The 14,166-nt window shown below is 68.2% G+C and carries 10 protein-coding genes; 7 read left to right on the top strand and 3 right to left on the bottom strand.

Annotated elements, in window-relative coordinates; genetic code table 11:
* The first annotated feature begins 219 nt into the window (after positions 1–219).
* From ACTRWB_RS25520 to ACTRWB_RS25505, 4 genes are all read left to right on the top strand, one after another.
* A complete protein-coding gene (locus tag ACTRWB_RS25520) occupies positions 220–2,034 on the top strand; it encodes an autotransporter assembly complex protein TamA (protein ID WP_446903501.1) in 1,815 nt (604 codons plus the stop codon).
* Positions 2,035–2,062: 28 nt separating this feature from the next.
* Complete coding sequence (locus ACTRWB_RS25515) at positions 2,063–6,091, top strand: translocation/assembly module TamB domain-containing protein (RefSeq protein ID WP_446903500.1); 4,029 nt, start codon at positions 2,063–2,065, stop codon at positions 6,089–6,091.
* A gap of 249 nt (positions 6,092–6,340) precedes the next feature.
* Positions 6,341–7,063: a hypothetical protein gene (locus ACTRWB_RS25510; protein WP_446903499.1), complete on the top strand. Its 723-nt coding sequence runs from the start codon at positions 6,341–6,343 to the stop codon at positions 7,061–7,063.
* A complete protein-coding gene (locus tag ACTRWB_RS25505; RefSeq protein ID WP_446903498.1) occupies positions 7,060–8,076 on the top strand; it encodes a methyltransferase in 1,017 nt (338 codons plus the stop codon). Before ACTRWB_RS25510 ends, ACTRWB_RS25505 begins: the two co-directional genes overlap by 4 nt.
* Before the next feature lie 79 nt (positions 8,077–8,155).
* Here the strand turns inward: ACTRWB_RS25505 and metG are convergent, their stop codons facing one another.
* The 3 genes from metG to ACTRWB_RS25490 all read right to left on the bottom strand — a co-directional run bounded on the left by metG (position 8,156) and on the right by ACTRWB_RS25490 (position 11,668).
* The gene (metG, locus tag ACTRWB_RS25500; RefSeq protein ID WP_129512724.1) at positions 8,156–10,309 is read right to left on the bottom strand and encodes a methionine--tRNA ligase; all 2,154 of its coding nucleotides are present in this window, start codon (positions 10,307–10,309) and stop codon (positions 8,156–8,158) included.
* Positions 10,310–10,684: 375 nt separating this feature from the next.
* Positions 10,685–11,329, bottom strand: coding sequence for an OmpA family protein (locus ACTRWB_RS25495; RefSeq protein WP_129512723.1), 645 nt, complete (start codon positions 11,327–11,329; stop codon positions 10,685–10,687).
* Positions 11,330–11,512: 183 nt separating this feature from the next.
* Positions 11,513–11,668 (bottom strand): hypothetical protein, encoded by a 156-nt coding sequence (locus tag ACTRWB_RS25490; RefSeq protein WP_164991964.1) that lies wholly within the window; start codon positions 11,666–11,668, stop codon positions 11,513–11,515.
* Positions 11,669–11,677: 9 nt separating this feature from the next.
* Here ACTRWB_RS25490 and apbC point away from each other — a divergent pair, with 9 nt between their 5' ends.
* From apbC to dcd, 3 genes are all read left to right on the top strand, one after another.
* A complete protein-coding gene (gene apbC, locus ACTRWB_RS25485) occupies positions 11,678–12,769 on the top strand; it encodes an iron-sulfur cluster carrier protein ApbC (protein ID WP_419684868.1) in 1,092 nt (363 codons plus the stop codon).
* Between the two features lie 133 nt (positions 12,770–12,902).
* On the top strand, positions 12,903–13,439 hold the full coding sequence (gene sodC, locus ACTRWB_RS25480) for a superoxide dismutase [Cu-Zn] (RefSeq protein ID WP_129512721.1): 537 nt from the start codon (positions 12,903–12,905) through the stop codon (positions 13,437–13,439).
* Between the two features lie 112 nt (positions 13,440–13,551).
* Entirely contained in the window at positions 13,552–14,121 is a 570-nt protein-coding gene (dcd, locus tag ACTRWB_RS25475) for a dCTP deaminase (protein ID WP_047898759.1), read from the top strand.
* Positions 14,122–14,166: the final 45 nt, after the last annotated feature.

Genomic DNA, 14,166 nt, shown 5'->3' with positions numbered 1-14,166 from the left:
GCGCCGGATTCGCAATGGCGGGATTTTACCGCATCGCGGGGAACAGCCGGCGCCAATCGCGCGTCGAATCCGCGGGCCGGCGCTTGCGGTGCGGCGGGCGGGCCGTGCGCACGCCGTTGCGCGCAAGCGTCAAAGCGGCGCCCGTGCGGGCATGGCTGCTGCCCTGTGGTCAAATACGGGGTTTCCACGAAACCGTGACAACCGAGGGCGAGGTCATATTTGGCGGGGCAGTCGAACCAGCAAGCACACACGGCACATGACACCGGCGCGCGCACGGAACGCAACCGCGCCGGCGCCGCGGCCCGCGTCGCGCGGGTAACCTTCGCGGGCTGCGTCGCCGCGTTCTTCGCGCTGCCGGCCCTCGCGAAGTACGACGTCGACATCGACGCGCCGCGCTCGGTCCGCAAGCTGCTCAAGTCGCATCTCGATATCGCGCGCTTCGCGAAGCGCGACGACATCAGCGACGACCAGTTCGACTTCCTCGTGACCGCCACGCCGCAACAGGTGCGCGACCTGACCGCGACGGCCGGTTATTTCTCGCCGGTCGTGCGCACCGACGTGCGCACGCGCAACGGCAAGCGAGACGTGCGCATCGCGGTCGATCCGGGGCCGCAGACCGTCGTGTCGACGGTCGACCTGACGTTCAAGGGGCCCATCGACACCGAGGATCCGAAGCAGGAGGCCGCGACCCGTTTCGCGTTCTCGATGAAGCCCGGCGACCCGTTCACGCAGTCCGACTGGGACGGCGCGAAGGGCGCGGCGCTCAAGCAACTGCAGTCGCGCCGTTATCTCGGCGCGAAGATCGCGTCGTCCGAGGCGCGCATCGACCCGCGCACGCGGCGCGCGACGCTCGCGGTCACGTTCGACAGCGGCCCGACGTTTACGATCGGCAAGGTCGACGTCGACGGCGTGCGCCGTTATCCGGAGAAGATCGTCACGAACGTCAATCCGCTGTCGGAAGGCGAGATCTACGACGTGCAGCGAATCACCGAACTGCAGCGGCAGTTGCAGAACACGCCGTACTACGCGAGCGTCGCGATCGACGTCGGCGACGATACGGCGAAGCCCGCGCTCACGCCCGTGCACGTGAAGGTCAGCGAGTTCCCGTACAACAACATCCGCGGCGGTGTCGGCTTCGCAACCGATACCGGGCCGCATGTGCAGGGCTCCTATACGTATCTCGACACGTTCGGCGCCGCGTGGCCGCTGACCGTGTCGGGCCGGCTCGACCAGATCCAGCAATACGGTCAGGTCCAGCTGTCGATGCCGCCGGGCGAGAAGGGCTGGACCAACAGCGTGCTCGCGTCCTATACGAATACCAATGTGTCGGACACGCGCATCTACAGCGCGCGGGTTGGCGCGCAGCGCACGCGCACCGGGCAGTTCATCGACTATTCGTATTCGCTGATGTTCTATCAGGACCGGCTCGACCAGAACGGCGCGGGGCCGACCACGAGCCACGCGCTCGTGCCGCAGTGGGCATGGACGCGCCGCAACGTCGACGATCCGCTGTTTCCGCGTTCGGGCAACCTGATCCACGCGGAGGCCGGCTTCGCGGTCAAGGGCGCGTTGACCGACCAGACCTTCATCCGCGGTTACGCGCGCGGCCAGCAATACCTGCCGATCGGCAAGCGCGACCTGTTCGTGTTCCGCGCGGAACTCGGCGGCGTGTTCACGAGCGGCAGCTCGTCCGGCGTGCCGGCGTCGCTGCTGTTTCGCGCGGGCGGCTCGAACTCGGTGCGCGGCTACGGTTACCAGAGCATCGGCAACAGCGTCGACGGCTCCGTGCTGCCGACCAAGTACCTGGTGACGGGCACCGCCGAATACCAGCACTGGTTCAACCGCGACTGGGGCGCCGCGACGTTCTTCGACATCGGCACCGCGACCGATGCGTGGGGCGAGAAGGTGTTCTACCCGGGTGTCGGCATCGGCGCGCGCTGGCGCAGCCCCGTCGGCCCGATCAACGTCGACGTCGCATACGGGTTGCGCAACCATAGCGTGCGCCCGTACCTGACGCTCGGCATCGCTTTCTGACCGTACCGCTTCATCGACGACCAACCGCATGACGAAGGACCCGAACGACACGCCGCCGCCTCACGATCCGGACTCGCCCGACGGCGCGCCCGACACGCCGCCGCGTGCGCCGCGCCGCGGGCGCGCGGTGCGCGTCGTCGCGTGGACGTTCGCGACGGTCGTGCTGCTCGTCGTGCTGGCGGCCGGGCTCGTGCTGGCCGCGGTGACGACCGAGCGCGGCACGCGGCTCGCGTGGCAAGCGGCCGAGCGCGTGCTCGGTGCGCGGCTCGCGGGCACGCTCGAAGGCGGCTCGCTTGCGACCGGCGTGCGGTTGCGCGGGTTCGCGTGGACGAGCCCCGACGGCACCGGCATCGAAATCCGCATCGACCGGCTCGACGGCCGCTGGGCACTGACCCGCGCGCCGTGGCGGCTGTCGGTCGCCTATCTGCGTGCCGGCACGATCGACGTGCGGATCGCGCCGGGGCCGTCGACGCCGAGCACGACGCCGCAGGACCTGAGCCTGCCGCTGCAGCTGCGGATCGACGACCTGCGTGTCGATCACCTCGCGATTCACGACGGCGGTTCGACGACGCAGCTCGACCACCTCGCGCTGAACGGCCGCAGCGACGGCCGTTACCATGAACTCGTGCTCGACGGCGTCGATACGCCGTTCGGCGCGCTGACCGCCCGAGCGAAGCTCGACGGCGTGAAGCCGTTCGCGCTGACCGGCGAAGCGACCTACGCGGGCAAGCTGTCCGACGAGCCGGTCGATGCGCGCGCCCGCGTGTCGGGCTCGCTCGAGGCGCTCGTCGCCGACGTCGATGCGAGCGGGATGAAGCTGAACGGGCGCGCGCACGTCGAGGCCGCACCGTTCGGCACGGTGCCGCTCACGCGCGCGTCGCTCGCGTTCGATCACGTGAACCCGCAGGCGCTCGCGCCCGGCGCGCCGGCCGCCGATCTCGCGGTGCGCGCGGAACTCGCGCCCGTCACGGCACCGGCCGGCACCGCGCCCGCGAAGGGGTTCGCGGTGACGGGCCCGGTGTCGATCGTCAACGCGAAGCCCGGCACGCTCGGCGACCACCTGCTGCCGGTGATCGACGCGCGCGCGACCGTGCATCTCGACGCGCACGCGCAGCGGATCGACGATCTCGCGCTGAAACTGATCCGCGACGGCAGCGTGACCGGCAGCGGCACGCTGACGGGCGGCAAGGGCCGCTTCGACCTGAAGACCGCGAACCTCGACCTGAACGCATTCGTCGCCGAGCTGCGGCCGATGCGCCTGGGCGGCCCGCTCGGCGTGACGCTCGCGGGTGACGTGACGACCGTCGATTTCAACCTGAACGACCCGAAGCTCGCGCTCGGCGCGCGCGCGAAGGTCGCGCTGACGCCGCAGCAGACCGTGCTGACCGACGCGCGCGTGACGGCGGGCAAGGGCCGTATCGACCTGACCGGCGTGTTCCGCCACGACGCGCATTCGAGCTACGACGCGAAGGCGACGCTGACCGCATTCGATCCGCTGCTGCTCGCCGCGATGAGCGCGCCGAAGGCCGGCGGCAAGACGGCCAAGGCGCCGGCCACGCGCGGCGAGACGCGCGTGTCGGGCACGCTGACGGCATCGGGCGCGTTTGCGCCGCAGGTGTCGACGAAGGCGACCTTCAAGCTCGGCGACAGCCTGTACGACGGCGTGCCGCTGACCGGCGCCGGCGTCGTGCAGGTCGCCGGCTCGCGGATCCTGCCGAGCAACGCGAACCTGTCGATCGCGGGCAACCACGTCGACCTGCGCGGCAGCTTCGGCGCGCCCGGCGACCGGCTGCGCTTCGTCGTCGACGCGCCGCAGCTCGACCGGCTCGGCTTCGGCGTGGAAGGGCTCGTGCAGGCGCAGGGCGACCTGACCGGCAGCTTCGCGCATCCGAACGTGACGGGCACCTACAAGGCAGAGCACGTCGTCGTCGGATCGAACCGGATCGGCGCCGCGCAGGGCCGCGCGGATATCCGCGACGGTGCGCACGGCGCGCTCGTGTTCACGGCCGACGCGACCGACATCGTGCTCGGCTCGCTGAAGCTGAAATCGCTGCGCGCGAACCTCGACGGCACGCGTGCGAAACATACGCTCGACGCATCGGCGCTCGGGATGGCCGGCGGGCGCGTGATCGACGTGACGCTCGCGGCAAACGGCGGCGTGGTCGAGAACCGCGACGGCATGCGCTGGGACGGCACCGTCACGCGTCTCGCGAACCGCGGCACGCCAGCCATCGCGCTGCAGGCGCCGCTTACCGTGTCGGCCGGCGCCGGCCGCGTGACGCTCGGCGCGACGCGGCTCACGCTCGAAGGCGCGGCGATCGACCTGAAGTCGTTCGTGTTCGATCACGGCCAGATGCGCTCGGCGGGTTCCGTGAGCGGCGCGTCGGTCGCGCGTTTCCTCGAGGTCCGCCAGGAACTGACGGGCCAGCGGCCGCCGCTGCGGACCGACGTCGTGCTCGATGCCGACTGGGATTTCTCGCTCGGCGCGAACGCGACGGGCTACGTGCAGGTGAAGCGCCGCGGCGGCGACGTGACGATCGAGAGCGGGCGCGGCATCGCATCGCTCGGGCTGACCGACCTGTCCGCGCGCGCGAGCTTCGCGCCCGGCAACCGGCTCAACGTGACGGCGCTCGCGAAGGCGAACCGGATCGGCACGCTCGATGCCAATGTCACGGTGCCGTTCGCGCTGCGCGACGGCGTGTTCGGCGTCGTCGACGATGGTCCGCTGGCGGGCCGCATCGACGCCGACATCCCGGCGCTGAAGACGACCGGCAACCTGTTCGGGCCGAGTTACCTGCTCGGCGGGCGCGCGGCGCTGAAACTGACGGTCGCCGGCACGCCGGCGAAGCCGAACCTGTCGGGGATGCTGACGGGCGACGACCTGTCCGCGACGCTCGTCGACCAGGGCGTCCAGCTGAAGGACGGCATCGTGCGCGTGAAGCTCGCGGAGAACCTCGTCGAATTCCAGCAGGTCGAGTTCCACGGCGGCGACGGCACGCTGCGCGTGCTCGGCCGCGTGCGCCTCGACGGCGAGGCGCCCGACCTGACCGCGAGCATCGTCGCGGACAAGCTCGAACTGTTCGCGGCGCCGGATCGCAAGCTGTCGCTGTCGGGCAAGGCGACGGTCGCGAACGACGGGCCGCGCGGCGCGCTGTCGATCGACGGCAAGTTCGTCGTCGACCGCGCGCTGTTCGACCTGCCGGAGGACTCTGCGCCGCGCCTGTCCGACGATGTCGTGATCGTGCAGCCGGACGGCACGGTGCGCGGCGACACGCCGACGGGCACCGCGGTCGCGAAGCCGCAGGCGGCCGCGGACAAGCCGGCGCCGTCGCTCGCGCCGCGCGCGAACATCGACATCGGCCTCGGCAACGACTTCCGCTTCAAGGGCCATGGCGCGGATCTCGGGTTGCGCGGCACGATCACCGTGATGAGCGCGCCGGGCGTGCCGCTGCGCGCGGTCGGCAATGTGCGCGTGACCGAAGGATCGACGTACACGTCGTTCGGCCGCAAGCTCGCGATCGAGAACGGCTTCTTCACGTTCAACGGCCCGGTGTCGAACCCGGGCGTCAACATCCTTGCGATGCGGCGTAACCAGGAGGTCGAGGCCGGCGTGCAGGTGACGGGCACGATCCAGTCGCTGACGGTCAAGCTGGTGTCGGAGCCGAACGTCACGGACAACGAAAAGCTGTCGTGGCTGCTGTTCGGGCACGGCACCGACCAGGGCAACAACGTCGGCCAGCAGGGTGCGATGACAGCGGCGCTCGGGCTGCTCGGCAGCGTGACCGGCAAGCGCGTCGCGCAGACCTTTGGTCTCGACGAAGTATCGATCGGCCGCAGCGAAGTTGGCCTGACCGATCCGCAGGTCGTGCTGGTGTCGAAGGCGATCAACGAGCGTTTCGTGCTCGGCTTCGAGCAGGGCCTGCAGTCGGCGAGCAACGCGTTCAAGGCGACGATCAACCTGTCGCGTTTCTGGTCGGTGTCCGCGTACGGCGGCACGTTCCAGGGCGTCGACCTGAACTACACGCGGCGCTTCGACCGCTGGTTCGGGCAACGGTGACGGCGGGCGCGGGCGGCGCCCATGCCGTTCCCGCGCCGATTGTTTCAGCTGCGTGCGGTTTGAGCGCGCTTTCTTGACATTCGATCAATTCCTTCTAGATTGATCTCGTTCGCGCGACCTGCGCGGAGCCGGCTCTCGATGCAATTCGGGTCGGCGTTTCGATTTCGTCAACGATACGCGATGGGCACGGGGCGATACGATCGGCGGGCGCGGCAGCCCCCGCCCGTTGCGTCACGCAGGAGCACGCCGATGGAAGCGGTACTGGCCCACGTGAGGCGGAACAGGCGCGACTACGAGAATCTTCCGTTGTTCGACCGGTTGCGAAACGATCGCCTGCCGCCACTCGTGCGGCTCGAATTCATGCGCGGCTTTGCGTTCTTCGTGATGGCGTTCGGCGACCTGAATCGCTACGTGCTGCGCGTGGAACCGCCGGCCGATGTGCACCAGGCGCGCGTGAACGCGCATACGCGCGAGGATGACCATCACTGGCCGTGGTTTCTCGAGGATGTCGAGACGCTCGGCTGGAACGACGCGACGACGACGACCGATGCGCTGCGCATGCTGTGGAGCGAACGAACCTGTCGCAGCCGCCTGCTGATGTACGAGCTGTGCGCGATCGTCGCCGACGCGGACGGTGTCGAGCGTCTTGCCGTCGTCGAAGCGATCGAGGAGACCGGCAACGTGCTGTTCGCGCTCACGACGCGCGTGGCCGGGCAGGTACGCGCGCAGACGGGACGCGAGCTGCGTTACCTCGGTGCGTTTCATTTCGCGCTCGAGTCGGGCCATCTGCAGAACGGCGAGCACGCGGAACTCTTATCGATCGCGCTGGGCAGCGACCGCCGCGCGCGCTGCATCGCGCTCGTCGATCGCGTGTTTCGCGCCTTCACCGCGTGGACGTACGAAGCCGCGCGGCAGATCGATGTGGCCGCCGCCAGGCCCGATGCGGTGCAGGCCGTGCGGAGCATGTCATGAGCGCCGTGCCGCCGCGTCACGACGACCGCGCCGCGTACGATATCGCGCGCGGTCTGTTCGTCGGGCCCGCGATGCTGATCGCGCATCGGCTCGGCCTCTTTCGTCGTCTCGGTGACGGGCCGGCGACCGTTGCGGCACTCGGCGACGCGCTCGGGCTCGCGCGCCGGCCGACCGAGGCGCTGGCGAATCTCGCGGTCGCGCTCGGCTTCGTGCGGCGCGAAGCCGATCGTTATGCGCTGACGTCGCTGGGCGAGGACCTGCTGCTCGAACGGAGTCCGACGTACTTCGGCGCGTTCTGGGATCTGATGTACGACAACGCTGATACGTTCTCGGTGGCGGGGCTCGAGGCCGCGTTGCGGCGCGACGCGCCGCGCGCGTATGGCGACGCGGACATCTTCCGCTCCCATGAGCAGCAAACCGAACTCGGCATGCGCTTCATGCGCGCGATGGAGAGCCTGAGCGCATCGCATGCGCCCGTCTGGCCGACGCGTATCGATCTCGGCGCGCATCGGCACATGCTCGACATCGGCGGCGGTTCCGGCGCGCACATCAAGGGCGCGCTGGCCGCGTGGCCCGCGTTGCGCGCGACGCTGTTCGATCTGCCGACGGGGTGCGAACTGGCCGCGCAGTTCGTTGGCGGGCCGCAGTGGCAGGGGCGTGTCGCGCTGCATGCGGGCGACATGTGGCGCGATCCGTTTCCCGACGCCGACCTGAATTTCTATTCGAACATCTTTCACGACTGGCCGGCCGAGCGTAATGCGTTTCTCGCGCGCAAGAGTTTCGACGCCATGCCGCCGGGCGGGCGCATCGTGCTGCACGAAGTGCTCTATCGCGACGACAAGAGCGGGCCGCTCGCCGCGCCCGCATACAGCCTGATGATGCTCGGGTGGACACAGGGCGAGCAGTACTCGGCGCGCGAACTCGAAGCGCTGCTCGCGGATGCGGGTTTCGTGTCGATCGAGACCGTGCCGAGTTTCGGCGATCACAGCCTCGTCACGGGCCTGAAGCCGTGACGATGTGCGAGAGGCCGCGCGCATAAAAAAGCCCCGCACGTATCGTGCGGGGCTTTGCGCAGGCGGCGGTGCGCTCGCGTTACTTCACGCGCATGCCGGGCTTCGCGCCGCTGTGCGGCTCGAGGATGTAGAGGCCCGGCTCGGCCTTCTCGTCGGTGGCCGATGCGGCGAGCACCATCCCTTCCGACAGGCCGAACTTCATCTTGCGCGGCGCGAGGTTCGCGACCATCACCGTCAGCTTGCCGACGAGCTGCTCGGGCTGGTACGCGGACTTGATGCCCGAGAACACGTTGCGGGTCTTTTCCTCGCCGACGTCGAGCGTGAGCTGCAGCAGCTTGTCCGAGCCTTCGACGGCCTGGCACGCGACGATCTTCGCGATGCGCAGGTCGATCTTCGCGAAATCGTCGATCGAGATGGGGGCGTCGTCGGCGCCGTTCACGACGGCCGGCTTCGCGTTTGCCTTGGCGTTTTTCGCGTCCTTCGCGGCGTTCGCGCTCGCAGCGGCCGCACCGGTTGCCTCGGCCTGCAGCGAATCGCGGTTCGCGGCGAGCAGCGCTTCGATCTGCTTCGCGTCGACGCGCGTCATCAGGTGCTGGTACGCCTTGATCGGCTGTTCCGACGACAGCGGTTTCGCCGCATCGGCCCACACGAGCGGCGCGATCCCGAAGAACGCCTCGACCGATTCGGCGACACGCGGCATCACCGGCTTCAGCGCGAGCGACAGCAGGCGGAACGCCTCGAGGCTCACGCTGCAGGTTTCGTGCAGCGCGACCGCATTGGCCGGATCCTTCGCGAGATCCCACGGCTTCGCGCCGTCGACGTACGCATTCACTTCGTCCGCGAGCTCCATCGTGTGGCGCAGCGCGCGGCCGTATTCGCGCGCTTCGTAGTTCGCGGCGATTTGCGGAATGGCATCGCGCAGCTTCGCGACGAGCGGATGGTTCATCGCGCTGTCCTGCACGCGGCCGTCGAAGCGCTTGATCAGGAAGCCCGCCGCGCGGCTCGCGATGTTTACGTACTTGCCGACGAGGTCGCTGTTCACGCGCGCCTGGAAGTCGTCGAGGTTCAGGTCGAGATCTTCCATCGTCGCGTTCAGCTTCGCGGCGAAGTAGTAGCGCAGCCATTCGGGGTTCAGGCCCGTGTCGATGTAGCTCTGCGCGGTGATGAACGTGCCGCGCGACTTCGACATCTTCGCGCCGTCGACCGTCAGGAAGCCGTGCGCGAACACGTTGGTCGGCGTGCGGTGGCCCGAGAACTCGAGCATCGCAGGCCAGAACAGCGTGTGGAAGTACAGGATGTCCTTGCCGATGAAGTGATACTGCTCGGTCTTCGAGCCCGGGCGGATCCATGCATCGAAGTCGATGCCGTTGCGGTCGCACAGGTTCTTGAAGCTCGCGTAATAGCCGACCGGCGCGTCGAGCCACACGTAGAAATACTTGCCGGGCGCGCCCGGGATCTCGAAGCCGAAATACGGCGCGTCACGCGAGATGTCCCAGTCGGCGAGCTTGGCCTCGCCGGCGTCGCCGAGCCATTCGCGCATCTTGTTGGTCGCTTCGGGCTGCGCGAGGCCGCTGACCCATTCGCGCAGGAACGACTCGCAGCGCGGGTCGGACAGGCGGAAGAAGTAGTGCTTCGACTTCTTGCGCACCGGCGTCGCGCCCGACACGACCGAATACGGGTTCAGCAGTTCGGTCGGCAGGTAGGTCGAGCCGCACACTTCGCAGTTGTCGCCGTACTGGTCCTTCGCGTGGCACTTCGGGCACTCGCCCTTGATGAAGCGATCCGGCAGGAACATTTCCTTAACCGGGTCGTACGCCTGCTCGATTTCGCGTTCGGCGATCAGGCCGGCTTCCTGCAGCGCCAGGTAGATCTTCTCGCTCAGCACGCGGTTCTCGTCCGAATCGGTCGAGTAGAAGTTGTCGAACGACACGCCGAAGCTGTCGAAGTCGCGCTTGTGCTCGGTCCACACGCGGTCGATCAGCTGCTTCGGCGTCAGGCCTTCCTTCTCCGCGCGCAGCATGATCGGCGTGCCGTGCGTATCGTCGGCGCCGATGTAGTAGACCTCATGGCCGTGCATTCGCAGTGCCCGCACCCAGATGTCGGTCTGGATGTACTCGACCAGGTGGCCGATGTGGATCTGCCCGTTGGCATAGGGCAGTGCGGACGTAACGAGGATCTGGCGGCTGCCTTGCGGCGCCGCAGCCTGCACGGAAGTGAGGTCGGATGCGGACATAGGGTCTGTAGAGGAACAGCGGAAAAACCACGGGAAAGTGCGATTCTAGCAGGGGCGCGGGCCAGCGAGGCCGGCAGGCGCCGCGACCGGGCGCCGGAAGGGAGGGGGCCGCTTGAACGGCTTGCCCGAGGGTGATATGTTGCGGCGCAACACAAATTTCGCGGGCAAAAAAAACCGGGGCGGATACGGCCCCGGAGCAACAACGACAAGAGGAGAATGGTGACGCGCCGGCAACACCAGCCGCGTACCGTAAATACTGACCACGGGCTGCGACGGAAGTTCGAAATTTTTTTCGATTTGTTACCGGCCCCGGCGGACGCCTTGTCCGGCGGGGCTGCGCGAGCGGCGTGCCCGCGCGTTCTCCTCGCCGTGCGCTTACTGCGCCTGCGCTGCGCGCAGGTAGATTTCGACGCGACGGTTCTGTGCGCGGCCGGCTTCGGTCGCGTTGTCCGCGATCGGGTTCGATGCGCCCATGCCTTGCGCCGACAGACGGCCGCCGTTGACGCCGCGCTGCGCGAGTGCGTTCACGACGCTTTGCGCGCGGTTCTGCGACAGCGTCTGGTTCAGCTGTGCCGAGCCCGTGCTGTCCGTGTAGCCGACGATCGATGCCGTCACTTGCGGGTTCTGGTTCAGCGTCGTCGCCAGGTCGTTCAGCAGCGGCGTGAAGGCCGGCGTGATCGCGTACTGGTTCGTCGCGAACGTCACCGCGCTCGGCACGTTCAGCTTCAGCGAGCCGTCCGGCTGCTCGGTCACCTGCGTGCCCGTCTGGGCCGCCGACGGCGCGAGCTTGTTCTTGATCGCTTGCCAGTTGTAGCCCGTCACGCCGCCGACCAGTGCGCCGACGCCCGCGCCGATCGCCGCGCCCTTGCCGCCGCCCGCCAGCGCGCCGATGCCTGCGCCCAGCGCCGCACCCGTGCCGGTACCGACGGCCGTGTTGGTGCCTTGCGGCGATGCGCAGCCGGCCAGCACTGCACCGGCCAGAGCGAAGACGGACAGGCGAGTCGCGATTTTCATGTTCATCTTGGATTCCTCTCTTGGTTGAACGAGTCGACAACGACAACAACAGTTACGGCTCCCCGCGCGGGCCGCCCGGAAAAGGCGGGCCGGCCCGCGCTCGCGGCAGCCGCCGAGGCGGCCGCTTGCCCTGTCCGTCAGCGTGGCTGTTCGGACAGCGTGACGCGTCAGCCTCTACAATATAGGCGGTTAGTGGCCGATTTGGCCCCATAGCATGCCGCAGGCGAAGATTGCGCCGGGTCGCGCGTTCGCGCAATGGCGTGCAACAGATTCTTTCACTTTTCCCGATTTTCGCAGCGTAATTTGATATTTTTTGACGTTTGCGCGCGAGAAAAACGTTTTCATGGAGTTTCGATGAGCATTGACCGGGCACAAGTCGACGCCGCGCTGGCGGCAGTCGTCGACCCCAATACCGGCCGCCCGTATGCGGCGAGCAAGGGCGTGCGCAACGTCGCGATCGACGGCGACGTCGTGGCGCTCGACGTGGTGCTCGGCTACCCGGCGCGCAGCCAGCACGACGACGTGCGCGCGCGCATCGTCGCGGCGCTTCAGGCCGTGCCCGGCGTACGCGACGCGCGCGTCGCCGTGTCGCAGGAGATCGTCGCGCACACGGTGCAGCGCGGCGTGAAGCTGCTGCCGAACGTGAAGAACATCGTCGCGGTCGCGTCGGGCAAGGGCGGCGTCGGCAAGAGCACGACGGCCGTGAACCTCGCGCTCGCGCTCGCCGCGGAAGGCGCGTCGGTCGGCATCCTCGACGCCGACATCTACGGCCCGTCGCTGCCGACGATGCTCGGCATTCACGGCCAGCGCCCCGAGTCGCCCGACAACCAGTCGATGAACCCGCTCGTCGGCCACGGGCTGCAGGCGAACTCGATCGGCTTCCTGATCGAGGAAGACAACCCGATGGTGTGGCGCGGCCCGATGGCGACCTCCGCGCTCGAGCAGCTGCTGCGCCAGACCAACTGGCACGAGCTCGACTACCTGATCGTCGACATGCCGCCCGGCACGGGCGACATCCAGCTCACGCTCGCGCAGCGCGTGCCCGTCACCGGCGCGGTGATCGTCACGACGCCGCAGGACATCGCGCTGCTCGACGCGAAGAAGGGCTTGAAGATGTTCGAGAAGGTCGGGATTCCGATCCTCGGCATCGTCGAGAACATGAGCATCCACATCTGCTCGAACTGCGGTCACGAGGAGCACATCTTCGGCGCCGGCGGAGCCGAGCGGATGGCGAAGGACTACGATGTGACCGTGCTCGGCAGCCTGCCGCTCGACATCGCGATCCGCGAGCGGGCCGACAGCGGCACGCCGACGGTCGCGGCCGAGCCGGACGGCGCGCTGGCACGTCGTTACCGCGATATCGCGCGCGGGGTCGCGCTGGCGATTGCCGAGCGCGCGCGCGACATGACGTCGAAGTTCCCGACGATCGTTGTTCAAAATACGTAAAACCCTTGCGGGGCGGGGCCTCAGGCTGTTTACGGCGCCGCGAGGCGCGGTATCATGGCGACTTTGCCCGGGTCCCTTTACCCGCCCGGCGCGGCCGTCGTATCAAACGGCCGTCAGCCGGCATGAGGATCGAATGAAACAACGACATCACGGCGTGCGCGCCGGCCGCGCGCGGCGCGCGCTGCTGGCCGCCGCCGCGCTGGGCCTGCTGGCCGGCTGTACCTCCTTTTCCTCGTCGCACGAAAAACGGGCCGACGCACAACTGCAGCCGACGGTCGGCTCGCAGGCGCGCGGCGCGGTGACGTTCGTCGAGCGTCCGGACGGCGTCCAGGTCACCTACAACCTGGTCGGCCTGCCGCCGAACAGCGATCACGCGCTGCAGGTGCACGAGCGCGGCGACTGCAACGCGGGCGACGGCTCGAGCGCCGGCCCGGTGTTCGCGCCGGCCGCCGACCGCCTGCGCGCGGGCGCCCGCGTTGCCGGCGATCTCGGCAACATCCATGCGGATGCGAACGGCGTCGCGGCCGGCTTCATCGTCGCTCCCGATCTGGCCCTCGATGGCGTGCGATCGGCGATGAACCGCGCGGCGCTGGTGCACCGCGACTCGAGCGATCCTGCGTTTCCGCAGCATGGCGCGGGGCCCGCGCTCGCTTGCGGCGTGATCCGTTGACGGCTGCCGCGTGCGCCGCGCGATGATCGCGTAAAATGTCCGCCTTTCCCGGCCGCCAGCTTGAACCGGCGGCCTTCGTTTCCCGTCACGCAGCGTTTCCTGGCGCCCCGATATGAGTATCAAGTCCGACAAATGGATTCGGCGCATGGCCGAAGAGCACAAGATGATCGAGCCGTTCATGCCCGATCAGGTTCGCGAGTCCGCGGACGGCCGCCGGATCGTCAGCTACGGCACGTCGAGCTACGGCTACGACATCCGCTGCGCGGACGAATTCAAGATCTTCACGAACATCAACTCGACGATCGTCGATCCGAAGAACTTCGACGAGGGTTCGTTTGTCGATTTCAAGGGCGACGTGTGCATCATCCCGCCGAACTCGTTCGCGCTGGCCCGCACCGTCGAATATTTCCGCATCCCGCGCACCGTGCTGACCGTCTGTCTCGGCAAGTCGACCTATGCGCGCTGCGGGATCATCGTCAACGTGACGCCGTTCGAACCCGAGTGGGAAGGCTACGTCACGCTGGAATTCTCGAATACCACGCCGTTGCCCGCGAAGATCTACGCGAACGAAGGCGTCGCCCAGGTGCTCTTCTTCGAGAGCGACGAAGTGTGCGACGTGTCGTATGCCGATCGCGGCGGCAAGTATCAGGGTCAGCGCGGTGTCACGCTGCCGAAAACCTGATCTGGTTGCATAACGTCTCACCAGTTTCCGGGTGACCGCTGCGCG

The organism is Burkholderia sp. YIM B11467 (assembly GCF_052952715.1).
Note: the sequence above shows the minus strand (reverse complement) of the source record. Positions and strands in the feature narration are given on the sequence as shown.